Origin of the sequence: Achromobacter sp. UMC46, assembly GCF_014170335.1 — a bacterium.
GTDB lineage: Bacteria > Pseudomonadota > Gammaproteobacteria > Burkholderiales > Burkholderiaceae_B > Achromobacter.
On record NZ_LZZS01000015.1, the window covers coordinates 1 to 18,279 of the forward strand.

Sequence of the window (18,279 nt, forward strand, 5' to 3'; positions counted from 1 at the left end):
GGTTGGGGGCTTGGTTGGTGGCGAATAGTGGGGGTTTTTTTGTGTTTGTGGGGTATCGGGTGGCGAGGCGGTATCTCGATCTTCGGGGGTAGTTGTGGGTTCTTGAGGCCACCGCCGCGCGGGCGGCTGGAGGCCGTCCGCAAAGGAAAGTCCAAGACCTACACCCTAGAGGAGGCGGAAAAGAAACTTGGCCTGGCTGATTAAGCTGAGCAGCGCGGCCGCGCGTGATTTGTCCAAACTCGATAGACCTGCGGAAATGAAAAGCGCGTCAGGCATCGGAGTGAATCCCGATGCCTGACGCGCTTTTCAATTTCCTTCCGGGTCTTGCGCCTACTTGGCCGCCACGGCGTCCGGCGGAACCGGGTTTTCCCAGCCGCCGCCGATCGCGCGGATCAGGCCGACTGCCGAGCGTGCCTGCTCGCCGCTCAATTGCACGGCGACGCGTTGTTGCAGCAGGACGCTGCGGTCGGCTTCGATCACGTCCAGATAGCTGATCGAGCCTTCGCGGTATTGCGTGTGCGACAGCTTGGCGGCGCGGGCCGAGGCTTCGACGGCGGCGTCTTGCGCCTTGGTCTGGTCGGCCAGGATGCGCAGGTTCGCCAGGTTGTCTTCCACTTCGCGGAAGGCGGTCAGCACGGTCTGGCGGTAGACGGCGACGTCTTCCTCGTAGACCGCGCGGGCGCGGTCCAGGCCGGCCTGGCGGCGGCCGCCGTCGAAGATGGGCATCGACAGCGCGGCGCCTACCAGCGGACCCAGCAGGAAGGTGCGGCTGGACCACTGGAACAGGTTGCCCAGGTCCGAGGACTCATAGCCGAAGGCGCCGGTGATGTCCAGGCGCGGGAAGAACGCGGACTTGGCGGCGCCGACGCGGGCGTTGGCGGCGGCCATCGCGCGTTCCGCGGCGGCGATGTCGGGGCGGCGTTCCAGCAGCGTCGACGGCAGGCCGGCGGGGATCGACAGCGCGACCTTCTGGATGGGCTGCGGCGGCATCGTGAAGTCGGACGGGGCGCGGCCCAGCAGCACGGCCAGCGCGTGTTCAGTCGTGGCGCGGCGGCGGTCGATGCCCAGCGCTTCCGATTGCGCGGACGCGAGCTCCGCCTTGGCGCGCGCCAGGTCCAGTTCGCTGATGTCGCCGGCGTCGTAGCGGCGCTGGATCAATTGCAGCGTGTCGGTGCGCAGCTTGACCGTCTGGTTGTACAGCTGCGATTCGGCGTCCTGCTCGCGCACCAGGAAGTACGTGGTGGCGACGTCGGCCTGCAGGGCCAGCAGCACCGAACGGTACAGGGCCTCGCTTTGCTGGGCGTCGGCGGTGGCGGCGTCCGCGGTGGATGCCACGCGGCCGAACAGGTCGGCTTCATACGACACCGCGCCCTGGGCGCGCCACGTCGTCACCGGATTGGTGGACGTGCCGTCGGGCAGGCCTTGCGACACGGCCGACGGGCGTTGGCGGTTGGGGCCGAAGGCCGCATCCAGCGTTGGGAAGAAGCCGGCGCGGGCCTCGCGCTGCAGGGCGCGCGACTGCGCCAGGCGGGCGGCGGCGGCTTGCAGGTTCTGGTTGGCCTGTTGGGCTTCGTCTTCCAGCTGGTTCAGGCCGTCGTCGCCGAACACCTTCCACCAGGCGCCGCGCAGCGCGTCTTCGGACGGTTCGGCAGGCTTCCATGTACCGGCTTCAGACGCGGGCAGGGCGGCTTCCTTGAATGCCGCCGGCGCCGCGGCGGACGGCTTTTCGTAAGTGGGGCCCACCGCGCAGCCGGCCAGCACGAGCAGGACGGCAAGCAAGGCGGAACCACGGGTCAGTCTTTGGATCATGATGAATTCTCTTTAGCGCGCGTCCCGCCGTGCATGACGGGACGCGCTGGCTGCTCTTTCGGCGTTGCCGGCCTTATGCGTGGGGTTGCGTGGCGGGCGGCGCGTTCGGGTCGATGTGCGGCACGCACACCGGCGCTTCATGCGGCGCGGCGGAGTGCAGCGTTTTGCCGCCCAGCGAACGCAGCAGCACGTAGAACACCGGCGTCAGGAACAGGCCGAACAAGGTCACGCCCAACATGCCGAAGAACACGGCAACCCCCATCGCGTGGCGCATTTCAGAACCGGCGCCGGACGACAGCACCAGCGGCACCACCCCCATGATGAACGCGATGGACGTCATCAGGATCGGGCGCAGGCGCAGGCGGCTGGCCTCGATGGCGGCTTGCAGCGGCGTACGGCCGTTCATCTCCAGTTCCCGGGCGAACTCCACGATCAGGATCGCGTTCTTCGCCGACAAGCCCACCAGCACCATCAAGCCGATCTGCGTGAAGATGTTGTTGTCGTTGCCCGTCAGGTAGACGCCCGTCAGCGCGGCCAGGATGCTCATCGGCACGATCAGGATCACGGCCAGCGGCAAGGTCAGGCTTTCATACAGCGCGGCCAGCACCAGGAACACCAGCAGCACGCTGATCGGGAACACCCACAAGCCGGCGTTTCCCGCCAGGATCTGCTGGTACGTCAGGTCGGTCCATTCGAACTTCACGCCGCGCGGCAGCGTTTCGGCGGCGACGCGCTCGGCCGCGGCTTGCGCCTGGTCGGACGAATAGCCGGGCGCCGGCCCGCCGTTGATGTCGGCGGCGGTGTAGCCGTTGTAGCGCACCACCATTTCAGGCCCGAAGGTCTGGTTGACCGTCACCAGCGACGACAGCGGCACCATGTCGCCCGCGGCATTGCGGGTCTTCAGCTGCAGGATGTCGTCGGCGTGGGCGCGGAACGGCGCATCGGCTTGCGCACGCACCTGGAACACCCGGCCGAAGCGGTTGAAGTCGTTGACATACATCGAACCCAGGTAGATCTGCATGGTGTCGAAGACTTCGGTCACCGGCACGCCCAACTGCTTGGCCTTCACGCGGTCCAGGTCCACATCCAGCTGCGGCACGTTGATCTCGTAGCTGGAGAACGACGGGCCCAGTTCGGGCGTCTGGCGCGCTTTTTCCAGGAAGGCCTGCTTGGCCTTGTCCAGTTCGGCATAGCCCAGCGCGGCGCGGTCTTCCAGTTGCAGCTTGAAGCCGCCCAGCGTGCCCAGGCCCATCACGGGCGGGGGCGGGAACACGGCGATGAACGAGTCCTGGATGGTCGCGAATTTCTGGTTCAGCGACGCCGCGATGGCGTTGCCGGACAGCGCGGCCCCCTTGCGTTCGTCAAAGGGTTTGAGCGTCACGAACACGATGCCGGCGCTGGAGCTGTTGGTGAAGCCGTTGATCGACAGGCCCGGGAAAGCGATGGCGGATTGCACGCCGGGTTCCTGCAGGGCGATATCGCTCATGCGGCGGATCACCGCTTCCGTGCGGTCCAGCGACGCGCCGTTGGGCAACTGCGTGAAGCCGATCAGGTACTGCTTGTCCTGCGCCGGCACGAAGCCGCCGGGCACCAGGTACGACACGCCGATCGTGGCGGCCACCAGCACCGCGTACACGCCCATCGCGCCGGCCTTGCGGCGGATGACGCTGGATACGCCCGTGCCGTAGGACTCGGAGGCGCGGCCGAACATGTTGTTGAACCAGTTGAAGAAGCGGCCGAAGACGCGGTTCATGCCACGGGTCAGCCAGTCCTGCTTGTCGTGATGGCTTTTCAGCAGCAGGGCCGACAGCGCGGGCGACAGGGTCAGCGAGTTGAAGGCCGAGATCACCGTCGAGATGGCGATGGTCATGGCGAATTGCTTGTAGAACTGGCCCGTCAGGCCCGTCATGAAGGCCAGCGGCACGAACACGGCGCACAGCGTCAGCGCGATGGCGATGATGGGGCCGCTGACTTCGCGCATGGCGCGGTAGGTCGCGTCGCGTGGACTCAAGCCCGCCGCGATATTGCGCTCGACGTTTTCCACCACCACGATCGCATCGTCAACCACGATCCCGATGGCAAGCACCATCCCGAACAGCGACAGGGCGTTGATGGAATAGCCGAACACCAGCAGCAGCGCGAACGTGCCCACGATGGAGACGGGCACCGCCAGCAGCGGGATGATGGACGCGCGCCAGGTCTGCAGGAAAAGGATCACCACCAGCACGACCAGCGCAATGGCTTCAAGCAGCGTGTGCACCACGGCTTCGATACTGGACCGCACGAACTGCGTGGGGTCGTATTCGATGCGGTATTCCACGCCCGGCGGGAAGTCCTGTTCCAGCTCGGCCATTGCGGCGCGCACCTTGCTGGAGACATCCAGCGCGTTGGCGCCCGGCGATTGCATGATCCCCATGCCCACCGCCTGCTTGTTGTCCAGCAGCGAACGCAGGCCGTATTCCTGGGCGTCCAGCTCCACGCGGGCGACGTCGGACAGATGCGTCACGGCGCCGTCGGACGAGGTCTTCAGGATGATGTCGCGGAATTCTTCCTCGCTTTGCAGGCGGCCGCGCGCATTCACGTTCAGCTGCAGCGGCACGTCGCCTTGCGTGGGCGATGCGCCGATCACGCCGGCGGCGACCTGCACGTTCTGTTCGCGGATGGCGGCGACCACTTCCGACGCCGTCAGGCCGCGTTGGGCGACCTTTTGCGGGTCCAGCCAGACGCGCATCGAGTAGTTGCCCGAACCCCACACCGTCACTTCGCCCACGCCCGTGATGCGGGCCAGGCGGTCCTTGACGTTCAGGATCGCGTAGTTGCGCAGGTAGGTGATGTCGTAGCGGTCATTGGGCGAGATCAGGTGCACGACCAGCGTCAGCGTGGGCGAACTCTTGGCGGTCGTCACGCCCAGGCGCTGCACGTCCGGCGGCAGGCGCGGCAGCGCTTGCGACACGCGGTTCTGCACCAGCTGCTGCGCCTTGTCCGGGTCCACGCCCAGCTTGAAGTTGACCGTCAGCGTCAGGTTGCCGTCGCTGTTGGCCTGCGACTGCATGTACAGCATGTCTTCCACGCCGTTGATGGATTCTTCCAGCGGCGAGGCGACGGTTTCGGCGATGACCTTGGGGTTGGCGCCCGGATACTGCGCGCGCACCACGACCGACGGCGGCACGACTTCCGGGTATTCGGAAATGGGCAGCTGGAACATGGCCAGCAAGCCTGCCAGCAGTACCAGGATGGACAACACGCCGGCGAAAATCGGCCGGTCGATGAAGAACTTTGAGATATTCATGAACGTTCTCTGTAGACGCGCAGGCCTTACTTCAGGTCGGCTGCGGCGGTCTTGACCGGGGCGGCCTTGGCGGCAACCATGGGCACGACGGTCGGGGCCACGATGTCGCCGGGGCGGATGCGTTGCAGGCCATTGACGACGATGCGTTCACCGGCGGCCAAGCCGGTGTCGATGACGCGCAGGCCTTCCTGGTTGGCGCCCAGCTTCACCTGGCGATAGACAGCGTGGTTCTTGTCGTCCAGCACCAGCACGTAGCGTTTGTCCTGGTCGGTGCCGATGGCGCGTTCGTCGATCAGCACGGCCGAACGCGGGTCGCTGCCGCCCAGGCGGACGCGGGCATACAGGCCGGGCAGGAGCGAACCGTCGGCGTTGTCGAATTCGGCGCGCACGCGGATCGTGCCGGACGTCGTGTCCAGGCGGTTGTCCACCGACTGCACGAAACCGGTGCGGGAATAGCCGTCCTCGTTCGCCAGGCCCAGCTCGACCGGCACCGAACCCGCGCGGCCGTTGCGCGCCGGGTTCACATACCTCAGGAAGGTTTGTTCGTCCACGTCGAACGATGCGTACATCTTCGCCACCGACACCAGCCTCGTCAGCGGCACTGACGCGGCGCCGGCCGAGACCACGTTGCCCACGGTGACTTCGGCGCGCGAGACGCGGCCGGCCACCGGCGCTTCGATGCGCGTGTAGCCCAGGTTCAACTTGGCGGAGTCCAGCGCGGCTTGCGCGCCTTGCAGGTTGGCGGCGGCTTCGCGCGAGGCGTTCTGCTTTTCCTCGAAGTCGCGGCGGGCGATGGCGTTGTCCGTCAGCAGGCGCTGGCCGCGGGCCAGGTCCGTGGCGGTGTACGACGCGCGGGCCTTCGCGGCCGTCAGCGCGGCGGCGGCGCGGTCCACTTCGGCGACGTAGGGGCGCGGGTCGATGGTGAAGAGCAGGTCGCCCTTCTTGACGATGCTGCCGTCCTGGAAGTGCACGGCGGTCAGGGTGCCGGACACGAGCGGGCGGATGTCGACGCGGTCGATCGCCTCCAGGCGGCCGGAATAGCGTTGCCAGTCCACGATGGTCTTGGTGACGACTTCGGCCACTTCGACCGGCGTGGCGGCGGGGGCGCCTTGCGCCATGGCGACATTGCCGCCGGCGGGGCCCCGGGTCAGGGCGTAGCCGCCTCCGGCCGCGAGTACGGCTGCAAAGACGACGAGCATAGCGATACGATTGCGCGAAACCATGATGTTTCCTTGAGTGGTATAGGGGCGAAAGCGCGCTTGTTTGAGCCTGGGGCGGAGGCGGCTCCGGCGGTCCGGGGCATGGCAGTCCTTAGCGTCCGCTGGATATATGCATATGCTGCAATGCAGCATGCAACAGGGTTGCGGTTCCTGGTCAGTGGCGCCTTGGCGGGGCGGGATCACTGCGGTGTCGGAAGCTGAGGATTGACATGCCCTGTGGGGGCGCCGGGAGGCAAGGGCACTTCAAGATGGTTTGCATTCTGAGTGTTTTGCAGGGCCGGATAAACATGTCTATTCCGGCAACACTATTCGACAGGAATGACTAATCGGCGGCGAAATCGGGTTATGCTCCGTTCACCCCGACTTATTTGCCCAAAAGGACACCGTCGCCATGGACCGTTTTCAGGCTATGCAGGTGTTTGTGCGCGTCGTGGACGCCAATAGCTTCACTCGGGCGGCCGACAGCCTCTCGCTTCCGCGCACCACCGTCACCACCATCATCCAGAACCTCGAACGCCTTCTGGGCGTCCGCCTGCTCAACCGCACCACGCGCCGTATCGGCCTGACGCCGGACGGCGCGGGCTATTACCAGCACTGCGTGCGCATCCTGGCTGACGTCGAAGAGACCGAGGCCTGTTTCCAGGAAGCCGCCCTGCGCCTGAAAGGGCGGCTGCGCATCGACGTCCCGACCTGCATCGGGCGGCTGATCCTGATCCCCGCATTGTGTGATTTCCACGACAAATACCCTGACGTCGAGCTGGTGCTGGGGCTGGGCGACCGCCCCGTGGACATGGTGCAAGAGGCCGTGGACTGCGTGATCCGCGCGGGCGAGCTGGAAGATTCCAGCCTGGTCGCGCGCCGCATCGGCACCCTGCAGACGGTCACGTGCGCCTCGCCCACCTATGTGGCGCGCCACGGCATGCCGCAGACGATCGAATCGCTGCGCGACCACCACGCGGTGCATTACTTCATGAGCCGCACGGGCCGCAATTGCGCCTGGGACTTCAAGGTGGACGGCAAGCATCAGGAAGTGGACATGAAGGGCACGGTGGCCGTGAATGAAGCCGGCGCCTACCTGGATTGCGGCCTGAAAGGCTTCGGCCTGATTCAGGTGGCCCGCTATATGGCGTTGCCGCACCTGCAATCAGGCGAACTCATCGAAATCCTGCCGCAGTGGAAGCCGAGCTCGACCGCGATCTCGGTGCTGTACCCGCAAAGCCGCCAGTTGTCGCCCAAGGTGCGCGCCTTCACCGATTGGGTGGCGGAATTGTTCGCAGGTTGCCCGCTGCTTAGCGGCCGCGATGAAACCGATCCCGCCGCCGGCTCCTGCGGCGTCTATCAGCGCCAGTTGGGGATGCCCAGCGCGATGACCTTGGCGCAGCCCCAGCCCCGGACGGAACCGGCTTTGGTCCAGACGACCCCGCCGCGCCGCCGCAGCCCGCGCGAAGAGGCCGCCGAATACGCCTTGTAAGCGCTTGGCGTGGTGGGCCGGCCGGCCCGCCACGCTGGGAAACCACGGGAAACCCCGTAGTAAATACAGGGCTTGCGTCCCTCGTATTTCTTGAAACGTCTGTATAGTCCGACAGTCAAAGCCTACAACGCCCTTACTGTCGATCCGCTCTATGCAGCCTGTTCTACCCGCTTACCTGATCGCCCGTTGGCTGTTGCTGCTTGTCTTGTTGGCAGGGGTTTACTTCCTTAGCGGCTTTCTGGTCCCCGCGCTTGCGGCCCTGATCATCGGCCTGGCCAGCTGGCCGCTGTACCAGCGGCTGGTGGTGCGCTGCGGCGGCCGCACGGCAGTCGCCGCGTCGCTGGCGCTGCTGGTGGTCATCGTCGTGCTGATCGTGCCGATGACGTTGGCGCTGTCTTACGCCATCAAGGAAGCCAGCACCTTCTTCGCCTGGGCCATCGCGGCCAACCGCCACGGCGTGGCCGTGCCCAACTGGATCACGTCGATGCCAGCCGTGGGCGAACGCCTGGGCCAGTACTGGGAATCGTATATCGGCCAGCCCCACGCGCTGGGCGCGCTGGTCGAAGCCGTCAGCGGCGAACACCTGGGCAACATCTACCGCATGGTGCTGGCGGCCACGGGCAACGTGTTCCAGCTGCTGCTGACCGTGCTGTTCATGCTGATCACGCTGTTCTTCGTCTACAAGGACGGCATCCGCATGGTCGCCCAACTGGACGTGCTGGGCGAACGCATCCTGCCGGCGCGCTGGCAGCGCTTTTCGCGCGTGGTGCCGGCCACCATCAATTCCACCGTCACGGGCATGGGCCTGATCGCCCTGGGCGAAGGCCTGGTGCTGGGTATCGCCTATTGGGTGGCGGGCGTGCCGTCGCCGGTGCTGCTGGGCGTGGTCACGGGCTTCATGGCATTGATCCCCGGCGGCGCGCCGCTGTCGTTCACGCTGGTGTCGCTGTACCTGGTGGGCTCGGGCCATGTGGTCGCGGGCATCGCGCTGATGGTGTGGGGCAGCGTCGAACTCTTCATCGTCGACAAGACCCTGCGCCCGCGCCTGGTGGGCGGACCGGTCAAGCTGCCGTTCCTGCCGACGTTCTTCGGCCTGGTGGGCGGCGTGAAGACCATGGGCATCGTGGGGCTGTTCGTGGGCCCGGTGCTGATGGCGTTGCTGGTGGCGGTGTGGCGCGAATGGGTGCATCACGAAGTGCAGGAACGCGACGCGGCCCGGCTGCATCCCCCGATTCCCCCGCCAGTTGAAAAAACACCATCAACCTGACGCCGGCGTGCCCGGCGCTTTGGTAATCTAGCCATCCCCGCGTATACCGGTGCCTGACCGGTACGCGCCTGCCCCGCACGCAGACGCTTCGCAACCGCCGCGGGGTGTGAGGATCGAGATGTCCGGGTTACTGCCTGATGATCAGATAGCCGTCCTGCGCAAGCAGGGGTTCGTGGTGGCGCGCCAATTCGTGGATGCAGACCGGGTGGCGGCGCTACGCGCGCTGGCCGAACGCCATTTGCGCGAGCATGTGGCCCCCATCGAATACGAAGCCGACCTGCGCTACCCCGGCGCGCCCGAGTCGCGTGCCGCCGAAGGCGGGTTGACCGTCCGCCGCCTGCTCAGCGCCTATGCGCGCGACCCGCTGTTCGCCCACTGGGCGACGGACCCCGGCATCGCCCAGTGGCTGGCCCGCTACTTCGGCGAGCCCGCCGTGCTGTCGACCGTGCACCACAACTGCGTGATGACCAAGCATCCGGCCTACGGCAGCCTGACCGGCTGGCACCAGGATATCCGCTATTGGTCGTTTTCCGATACCGACCTGGTGTCCTGTTGGCTGGCCCTGGGCCCGGAAAAGCGCGAGAACGGCGGCCTGTCGCTGATCCCGGGTTCGCATGCGGCGGCGTTTGCGCCCGACCAGTTCGACGACCAGAAATTCTTCCGCGACGATGCGCCGCAAAACGCCGATTGGATCGCGCAAGCCGTCTGCCCCGAGCTTGAGGCCGGCGACGTGGTTTTCTTCCATTGCCGGACCCTGCATGCCGCGCAGGGCAACCGCAGCGACCGCGTGAAACTGTCGGTGGTGCATACGTATCACCCGCAGTCCTGCCATGCGCTGCCGGGCACGCGATCGGCATCTCAGCCGGGAGTGCCGCTGGCGATGCCGGTTGACGAAAGTGCCTAAAGTAATTGATATTTGCTATTAATAATTGAACTACAATTAAATTAAGCGCAATGCGCGATGTGGGGCCGGCATATACCCCCGTCGCGATGATTCCTGCGCGGCATCCCTAGAACTCAATAGGCTGTTCCCTGTGCGCAAAGCTACCCCCGACGACACGGAAAAACCGCAGGCGCCGACCGAGACCCGGTCTTCGCTGTTTGTCGGTTCCACTGAAAAAGCCTTTCAGGTGCTGCACGCGTTCGATGGTTCGAAACGCCACATGACGCTGGCCGATATCGCGCGCGAATCCGGCCTGGACCGCAGCGCGACGCAGCGCCTGGTCTATACGCTTGAGACGCTGGGCTATCTGCGCCGCATTCCGGATACGCGCAACTACGGCCTGACGCCGAAGGTGCTGCAATTCTCGTACAACTATGTGCGCGCGAACGAGCTGATCGACAAGGCATCGCCGTATCTGCTGGACATCAGCCGGACGCTGGGCGAGACGACGAACCTGCAAGAGCTGGACGGCCATGAGATCGTGTTCGTGGCCCGCTTTCCGGGCCACCATCTGGTGAATGTGGACATCGCGGTGGGCAGCCGCCTGCCGGCGTTCTTCACGGCGTCCGGCACGGCGATCCTGTCGCGGCTGTCGGACGAGCACCGCCGCGAGATCCTGGCGCAGACGCGGCTGGAAGCGATCACGCCGTATACCGAAGTGAACCCTGAAAAACTGCTGGACCGCGTGCAGCGCGTGGCCGAAAAGGGCTACGCGATCATCGTGAACGAGACGGTGCTGGGAGATATCTCGGTGGCGGCGCCAGTGATCGATCATCGGGGGTTGGCGGTGGCTGCGATCAATATTTCTGTGCCGACGACGAGGTGGACAGTGGCGCGGGTGGAAGCAGAACTGGCGCCGCATGTGCAGGTGGCGGCGACTTCGATCTCTAAGTCTAAGTTTTCGGCTTATTCGAGGTAGGGGGCTGTGGAGCTTCGTGGGGCCGAGTTGTAGAGCTTCGTGGGATGTGCTTTTGATCTTCGTGGGGCCGTGTTGTAGAGCTTCGTGGGGCGTGCCCTAGATCTTCGTGGGACGCTCGTCGCCGGGGTCGGGTGGGTGGCGCGCGCCCACGATTGCGGTCCGGAGCGTTCGCTCCGGACTGCCCCTTCGTCATCTTCGTTGCGGCCTACGGCCGCTGCCTTCAGATTCCCTCGGGCGCATCAAGGTTGCGCGCCACCCACCCGACCCCGACGACGAGCTGCGCCGTCTTGGTTCGCGCGCTGCTAGAGCGCCGTTTACTGACGAGATTTTCGGGGCCCGCCTCATGCGTCCGCGCGGGCGGCCGCATTCGGCATACGCGTTGTTGATGCGTCGGGGCGGTGGTCGCTTGCGCGCTGGTGGTGAGTGGTTTTCTATTGGCCCCGCCGTCAGGTGGGGGAGGTGGAGCGACGGGTGGCGCGCGGCAGATAGTTGCTTGCTTGGCCAGGCCTGTACGCGCGCCACCCGTCTAAAAGGGAGGCCAGTGATGGGGCCGGCGATGTCGCTCTTCGGGAGTGTCATAAATTTTGTGTTTGAGGCCTAACATACCGCTCAAGGAGCACATGTATGGCCACAAAGAAGAAACCTCCCCTGAGGGAATTACCGTCGATCCCGGCGGGTCTGGTTGACCAGTTCGTTAAGGGTCCGATGACCGCCGAGGCGGTGCAGGACCTGTCGATGGCGTTCAAGAAGGCGCTGATCGAGCGGGCGCTGGGCGCCGAGCTAGGGCACCATCTGAGGTATCCCTCGGGCGGAGATCGCCCCGAGGAAGCCACCAATCAGCGCAACGGCAAGAGCCGCAAGACGGTGCTGACCGATGACGGTGCGCTGCGGGTGGAGATCCCGCGGGACCGTGACGGCAGCTTCGCCCCGATCCTGATCCCCAAGCACGAGCGCCGCTTTACCGGGTTTGATGACAAGATCATCGCGATGTACGCCCGGGGCATGACGGTGCGCGAGATCCAGGGGTTCTTGGTCGAGCAGTACGGCACCGAGGTCTCGCCCGAGTTCATCAGCTCGGTGACCGACGCGGTCATGGACGAGGTCACTGCTTGGCAGACCCGGCCTCTAGAGACGATGTACCCGGTGGTGTTCTTCGATGCGCTGCGGGTCAAGATCCGCGAGGACGGGGTGGTACGCAACAAGGCCGTGTACCTGGCGCTGGCGGTGCTGCCTGATGGCACGCGCGACATCCTGGGCCTGTGGATCGAGCAGACCGAGGGCGCCAAGTTCTGGATGAAGGTGTTCAACGAACTGAAGACCCGCGGCACGCAGGACATCCTGATCGCCGTCACCGATGGCTTGAAGGGTATGGAGCAGTCGCTGAACGCGGTGTTCCCGGCCACGACGCTGCAGACCTGCATCGTGCACCTGATCCGCTCGAGCCTGGACTACGCCAGCTGGAAGGAACGCCGGACGGTGGCAGCGGCCTTGAAGCCGATCTACACGGCGGCGACTGTGGAGGCTGCGTTGGCTGCGCTATCGGCGTTCGAGCAAGGCCCGTGGGGTCAGCGTTACGCGCCGATCGCAGAAGCATGGCGCCGGGCCTGGGATCGGGTGATCCCGTTCTTTATGTTCCCGCCAGCGATCCGCAAGGTGATTTACACCACCAACGCCATCGAAAGCATCAACGCGCAGTTGCGCCGGGTGGTGAAAACGCGAAGGCACTTCCCCAGCGATGAGGCCGCCACCAAGCTGCTGTGGCTGGTCCTGCGCAACGTCACTGACGGCTGGGGCAGCGCCACGCATGACTGGAAGGCCGCCATGAACCAGTTCGCCATCATTTACGCTGAACGCTTCACTGACCCGTATCGCTGAGATAGCAGCAACACGCCTGATCCTCCACGGGATCAGGCACTGAGTGCCTTAAACACAAAAAAACTGACACTCCCGGTTTGCGCGATTTCCATACGCCGAAGGCGATGCGTAGGAGTTTTCTGGCGATGATGTTTAGGCACCGCAACCCACACGCGAAGCGAATCGCGCAACGACGCAAGACGATGCGTAAGCTCCCCAAGGCCGCCTGCGCGGCCGGCCGGGAGCGGGCCCCGCAAGATCCTCCACCACTCAAAACCCGGGGCGAGAACCCTAAGCACACCGCCCTCCCCAGCGACGATCAAGATTCAGCCAGCAGAGCCCGGCGCGACAGTCCCCCGGGGCGTGCGGGGAGTCGATAAGCCCGAGGGAATCTGAAGGGAAGGCCGAAGGCCTGGACGAAGATGACGTAGGGATAGTCCGGAGCGAAGGCTCCGGACCGCAATCGTTGACCCGCACGCCCCGGGGGACTGCCGTGACGGGCGTCTAAAGAACTAACAATCAAAAAAAGAAAAAGGACCGCCAAAAACGCAGTCCCCCTCCATTCCTAAAGCCAAAAACCTAAACAGAAATTCGGCCCTTAAACCACCCCCTCAAACTCCTTCAGCAAAGGCCCCAACTCCGCCCGCAACGCCGCCTGCAATCCGTCTGCCGGCGCCACCAACGGATCCAGCACTTCGGGCGCGTTCACGCCGATCAGATCCATCACCGACTTCATCGGCCCGGGGTTCGTCTCTGCGAACGCCAGATTCATCAGCGGAATCAAACGGCGATGCAGCTCCATCGACTCCCGCGTGCGTCCTTCAGCCGCCAACGCGTATACCTTCCGCCAGGCCGTCGGCAACAGGCTTGCCGTCACCACGATGCCGCCGCGCGCGCCCGCCGCAAGGTGCACCGGCAGCAGCGTGTCTTCGCCGCTGAACACCGCGAACGAATCGTCAACGCCTGCCACTGTGCGCAGGAAGTGGTACATGTCCGTGTTGCAGGCCTTCATGCCGATGATGTTCTCGTGCCGCGACAGTTCGTGCAGCACTTCGGGGGCGATCGCGATGCGGGTGCGGTACGGGATCTCGTAGATCATCACGGGCAGCGGCGAGGCGTCCGCGTAGCGCAGGAAGTAGTCGCGGATACCGGCTTGCGTGGGGGTCGTGTAGTAGGGCGTCAGCACCATCAGCGCGTCGGCGCCGGCGTCGGCGAATTCGCGGCCGGCTTGCAGGGCGTCGTGGAAGCCGGGGTCAAGCACGCCGGGGATCACCGGCACGCGGCCTTCGATGGCTTCCACCGTCAGCTTGCACATGCGGATGCGTTCGGCGCGGGGCAGGGCGCCGTATTCGCCCGTGCCGCCCAGCGGCACGATGCCGTCGATGCCTTGCTTGAGCAGGTAGGCGATCAGCGCGCGGGCGGCCGGGACGTTGATGGTGTCGTCGGCGTTGACCGGCGTCGGGATGGCGGGGAAGACGCCGCGAAGATGGGTTGCGTTCAGCATGTTGCGAATCCTAAGAGGTAATACAAGCGCGCATGGGGTCAGGTGGCCAGACTGCGGCGGCGGAGCCGGTCGGCCAGCCAGATCAGCGCGGCGATGAAGATGAAGAGGCACGTCGAGACGGCGGCGATCACCGGGGAAATCTGCAGCGTCACTTCGTCCCAGAACTGCTTGGGCAAGGTGGCGTTTAGGCCGCCCGAGGCGAACAGCGCGATCGTCAGTTCATCGAACGAGGTCGCGAACGCGAACAGGAACGACGACATCAGGCCGGCCCCCAGGATGGGGAACGTCACGAAGCGCAGCGTGGCCCATGGGCCCGCGCCCAGGCTTTGCGCGGCCAGGTCCAGGCGTGTGTCGTAGTTGCGCAGTACCGCCATCATCGTGATCACCACGTAAGGCACGGCGACGACCGTGTGCGCCAGGATCAGGCCGATGGTGGAGCCCACCAGGCCCACGCGGGCGAAGAAATAGAACATGCCCACGGCGATGATCATGCGCGGCACGACGATGGGCGACAGCACGAAGGCCAGCATCGCGGACTTGCCGCGCATGTTGGCGCGCACCAGCAGGAAGGCGGCGGGCGTGCCGATCAGCATCGCCAGCAGGCCGGTGCCCACGCCCACGATCAACGAACGGGTGATCGCCTGCATCCACACGGGCGAGGTGAACATCTGTTCATACCACTGCAGCGAAAAGCCCTTGGGCGGCCATGTCAGGCCGGAGCCCGAATCGAACGACAGCGGGATCATCAGGAACGCGGGGGCACTCAGGAAGGCCAGTATGCCCAGCACGATCCACCACAAGGTGCGCGACTGGCCGGTGCCGGACACCGAACGGCGCAGGCGCTTGGGCAGCAGCGCGAACAGCGCGTCGGAGACGTTGGCCAGCACGGTCAGCACCGCGTCGCCCGCGCGGCGGGACAGGCTTTCCTTGCCCGATGCGCGCACGCGGGTGGATGCGCCGCCCGTCATGGTGGACAGGCCCAGCACCTTGTCGTAGATGGCGAAGACGACCAGCACCACCACCAGCAGCAGCACCGACACCGCGCCGGCGAACTCCCAGTTCATGGTCTGCTGGACCTGGTCGATGATGATCTGCGTGATCATCGTTTCCTTGCGTCCGCCCAGCAGCGCCGGCGTGATGAAAAAGCCGATGGCCGTCACGAACACCATGATGGCGGCGGCCGCCACGCCCGGCATCGACAGCGGAAAGTAGATCTTCCAGAACGCCGTGCCCGGGCGCGCGCCCAGCGTGGAGGCGGCGCGCGGCAGGTTGCGGTCGATGTTCTCCATGACGGACAGCATCGTCAGCACCGCCAGCGGCATCAGCGCGTGCACCATGCCGACCAGCACACTGCCGAAGTTGTAGAGCAGGTTGGCCGGCGCATCCAGGATGCCCAGGGCCTGCAGCAGCTGGTTGACGACGCCGTTTCTGCCCAGCAGCACGACCCAGGCGAAGGTGCGCACCAGGAAGCTCGTCCAGAAAGACAGCAGCACCCAGAACAGCAGCGACGTCTTGCGCCGGGCCGACAAACTGGAGATCAGGTAGGCCACGGGATAGCCCGCCACCACCGAGAAGAACGTCGTCCACAACGAAATCTTCAACGTGATCAGCAGCACGTTCACGTATACCGACGATTCGAACAGCCGGTGGTATTGCGCCAGGCTGAAGCCTTGTTCGCCGACGACGCTCAACAGCAGCAACTGGCCGACGGGATAGATCAGCAGCACCAGCAGCAGCACGACCAGCGGGGCGGCCATCAGGAAATGGCGCCGGCCTGCGCTCATGCGCTTGCGGGGATTGGCTAGAGTCGTCATGCGATCACTCCGCAATGGCCACCGCGTCCGCGGCCTGCCAACTGACCGTCAGCGGCTGGCCGATCGCGTATTGCTCGGCCTGGCGCTGCGTGGGGTAGGCCACGACGATCGGCGCGGCATCGGCCGCGCCCGAATCCAGATACAGCTTCGTCAAGCTGCCCGTCACCATCACGTCCAGCAGCTTGCCGGTCAGGCCGGGGCCGGCGGTGCCCACGCGCAGGTTCTGCGGGCGCAGCATCACCGTGACTTTCTGGCCGGCGTTGATGGGGGCGCCATTGGACAGCGCCTGCCCGGTCACGCCCTGGCAGGCCAGCTTGACCGTCAGGATGTCGCCGTCCACCGACGCGACTTCGCCTTGCAGCAGATTCGATTCACCCAGGAAGTCGGCGACGAACAGCGTGCGGGGGCGGAAGTACAGGTCGGCCGGCGTGCCCAGTTGTTCGATCGCGCCGCCGTTCATCAGGCAGATGCGGTCGGACATGGTCATGGCCTCTTCCTGGTCGTGCGTCACGTACACGATGGTGGTGCCCAGTTCGCGATGGATGCGCTTGATCTCAAGCTGCATCTGGTCGCGCAGTTTCTTGTCCAGCGCGCCCAGCGGTTCGTCCATCAGGATGATGGCCGGGCGGTAGACCATGCAGCGCGCCAGCGCAATGCGCTGCTGCTGGCCGCCGGACAGTTCGCGCGGCAGGCGCGACGCTACGTGCGGCAGCCGCACCATTTCCAGCGCTTCGTGTGCACGGCGGCGCGCTTCAGCCGCTGGCACCTTGCGCATCTTCAGCGGGAACGCGATGTTCTCCTCGATGCTCATGTGCGGAAACAGCGCGTAGTTCTGGAACACCATGCCGATATCCCGTTCATACGGCGCGCCATACGTGACGTCGGCGCCGTCGATCAGCACGCGGCCCTCGTCGGGCTGTGCCAGGCCGGCGATCAGGCTCAAGAGAGTGGTCTTGCCGGAGCCGGACGGACCCAGCAGCGTCAGGAATTCGCCGCGGGCGACGTCCAGGTGCGTGGGCGCCAGCGCGACGAAATCGCCATAGCGTTTGCCCAGACCCGAGATTTGCAGATTGGAAGAAGACATGGTGTTCATTCAGGAAAGAATTACTTCAGGACCCAGCCGTTGAAGCGCTCGAGCACATCGCGCTGCTTGTCCAGCCAGTAGGCCGCGTTGATGTGCAAGCCGCTCTTGATGTTGTCGGGGTGGGTCGGGCAATTGCGCGCCACGTCGGCCTTGATGTAGTCGAAGGCGGCGGGTTGCGTCACGCCCGCGGCAAAGTATTCGACCAGCGCCGCCTGACGCTTGGGGTCGGATGCAAACTTGATGAACTCGCGGCAAGCGTCGGCGTTGGGCGTGCCTTTCAGGATGGACCAGTTGTCGCAGCCCCAGATGTTCTGATCCCAGACGATCTGCACCGGCGCGCCGTTGGCGATGGCGGATTGCGCGCGCGACACCCACGTGGCGATCATGTCGACTTCGCCCGAACCCAGCATTTGTTCGACCTGCGCGCCTGTGTTCCACCACACGTCCACCGACGACTTGACCTTGTCCAGGCTGGACAGCGCGCGGTCGATGTCGCAAGGATAGACTTTGTCGGTCGGCACGCCGTCGGCCATCAGCGCCTCTTCGATGGTGTCGAAGGGGTGCTTGCGCAGGCCGCGGCGGCCGGGGATGTCCTTCACGTTCCAGAAGTCGGCCCAGGACGCCGGGGCGCGGCGGCCCTTGAACGCGTCGGTGCGGTAGGCCAGCACGGTCGTGTAGACGTTGTTGCCCACGCCGTAGGGCGACATGTATTGCTTGGGGATGGTGGCCACGACCGGGTCGGATTCCAGGCCGTGCTTTTCCAGGTAGACCTTGCCGCCTTCGGTCAGCATCAGGATGGCGGGCTGGCTGATCTTGGCCATGTCCCAGGTGTAGTTGCCGGTGTCCACCATGCTGCGGATCTGCGCGGTGGGCTCGGCGTTGGCCTGCACGCCCACGACCTGGATGCCGGTGGCTTCCGTGAACGGCTTGTAGAACACGGCGCCATAGGCTTTGCTGTAGATGCCGCCGTCATCGCGCACGACGATGCGCTTGGACGCCGCGCGCGACGGGGTCCAGATCATGGGCATGGCCAGCGCGGCGGCGCCGGCGGCAACGGTTTTCAGCGCGCTGCGGCGCGAAGCGTTGTGGGAGGTCGATTTCATGG

General features: G+C 65.4%; 12 protein-coding genes. 5 read left to right on the plus strand and 7 right to left on the minus strand.

Features of this window, described 5'->3' with window-relative positions; translation table 11 throughout:
• Positions 1-330: 330 nt before the first annotated feature.
• The 3 genes from A9973_RS14280 to A9973_RS14290 form a co-directional block, all read right to left on the minus strand.
• Positions 331-1,809 carry an efflux transporter outer membrane subunit gene (locus A9973_RS14280; RefSeq protein WP_183014406.1) on the minus strand — a complete coding sequence of 493 codons (1,479 nt, stop codon included), beginning with the start codon at positions 1,807-1,809 and terminating at the stop codon, positions 331-333.
• Positions 1,810-1,882: 73 nt separating this feature from the next.
• The gene (locus A9973_RS14285; protein WP_183014407.1) at positions 1,883-5,098 is read right to left on the minus strand and encodes an efflux RND transporter permease subunit; all 3,216 of its coding nucleotides are present in this window, start codon (positions 5,096-5,098) and stop codon (positions 1,883-1,885) included.
• A gap of 26 nt (positions 5,099-5,124) precedes the next feature.
• Entirely contained in the window at positions 5,125-6,321 is a 1,197-nt protein-coding gene (locus A9973_RS14290) for an efflux RND transporter periplasmic adaptor subunit (RefSeq protein ID WP_183014408.1), read from the minus strand.
• Positions 6,322-6,709: 388 nt separating this feature from the next.
• On the opposite strand from A9973_RS14290, the gene A9973_RS14295 reads away from it, so the two are divergent.
• The 5 genes from A9973_RS14295 to A9973_RS14315 all read left to right on the plus strand — a co-directional run bounded on the left by A9973_RS14295 (position 6,710) and on the right by A9973_RS14315 (position 12,793).
• Positions 6,710-7,789, plus strand: coding sequence for a LysR family transcriptional regulator (locus tag A9973_RS14295; RefSeq protein ID WP_183014409.1), 1,080 nt, complete (start codon positions 6,710-6,712; stop codon positions 7,787-7,789).
• Positions 7,790-7,940: 151 nt separating this feature from the next.
• Positions 7,941-9,056 (plus strand): AI-2E family transporter, encoded by a 1,116-nt coding sequence (locus A9973_RS14300; protein ID WP_183014410.1) that lies wholly within the window; start codon positions 7,941-7,943, stop codon positions 9,054-9,056.
• A gap of 118 nt (positions 9,057-9,174) precedes the next feature.
• Positions 9,175-9,960 (plus strand): phytanoyl-CoA dioxygenase family protein, encoded by a 786-nt coding sequence (locus A9973_RS14305; protein ID WP_183014411.1) that lies wholly within the window; start codon positions 9,175-9,177, stop codon positions 9,958-9,960.
• Between the two features lie 130 nt (positions 9,961-10,090).
• Positions 10,091-10,918 (plus strand): IclR family transcriptional regulator C-terminal domain-containing protein, encoded by an 828-nt coding sequence (locus A9973_RS14310; protein ID WP_183014412.1) that lies wholly within the window; start codon positions 10,091-10,093, stop codon positions 10,916-10,918.
• 624 nt (positions 10,919-11,542) lie between these two features.
• Positions 11,543-12,793: an IS256 family transposase gene (locus tag A9973_RS14315; RefSeq protein ID WP_183014413.1), complete on the plus strand. Its 1,251-nt coding sequence runs from the start codon at positions 11,543-11,545 to the stop codon at positions 12,791-12,793.
• A 577-nt stretch (positions 12,794-13,370) separates the two neighbouring features.
• On the opposite strand, the gene dapA is transcribed toward A9973_RS14315, so the two are convergent.
• The 4 genes from dapA to A9973_RS14335 are packed head-to-tail and all read right to left on the minus strand — an operon-like array spanning position 13,371 to position 18,277.
• Entirely contained in the window at positions 13,371-14,276 is a 906-nt protein-coding gene (gene dapA / locus A9973_RS14320) for a 4-hydroxy-tetrahydrodipicolinate synthase (RefSeq protein WP_183014414.1), read from the minus strand.
• A gap of 38 nt (positions 14,277-14,314) precedes the next feature.
• A complete protein-coding gene (locus tag A9973_RS14325) occupies positions 14,315-16,090 on the minus strand; it encodes an ABC transporter permease subunit (protein ID WP_183014415.1) in 1,776 nt (591 codons plus the stop codon).
• 4 nt (positions 16,091-16,094) lie between these two features.
• Positions 16,095-17,174, minus strand: a complete 1,080-nt coding sequence (locus tag A9973_RS14330; RefSeq protein WP_183014416.1) for an ABC transporter ATP-binding protein — start codon at positions 17,172-17,174, stop codon at positions 16,095-16,097.
• Positions 17,175-17,194: 20 nt separating this feature from the next.
• Complete coding sequence (locus A9973_RS14335) at positions 17,195-18,277, minus strand: ABC transporter substrate-binding protein (RefSeq protein ID WP_183014417.1); 1,083 nt, start codon at positions 18,275-18,277, stop codon at positions 17,195-17,197.
• Between the last annotated feature and the right edge of the window lie 2 nt (positions 18,278-18,279).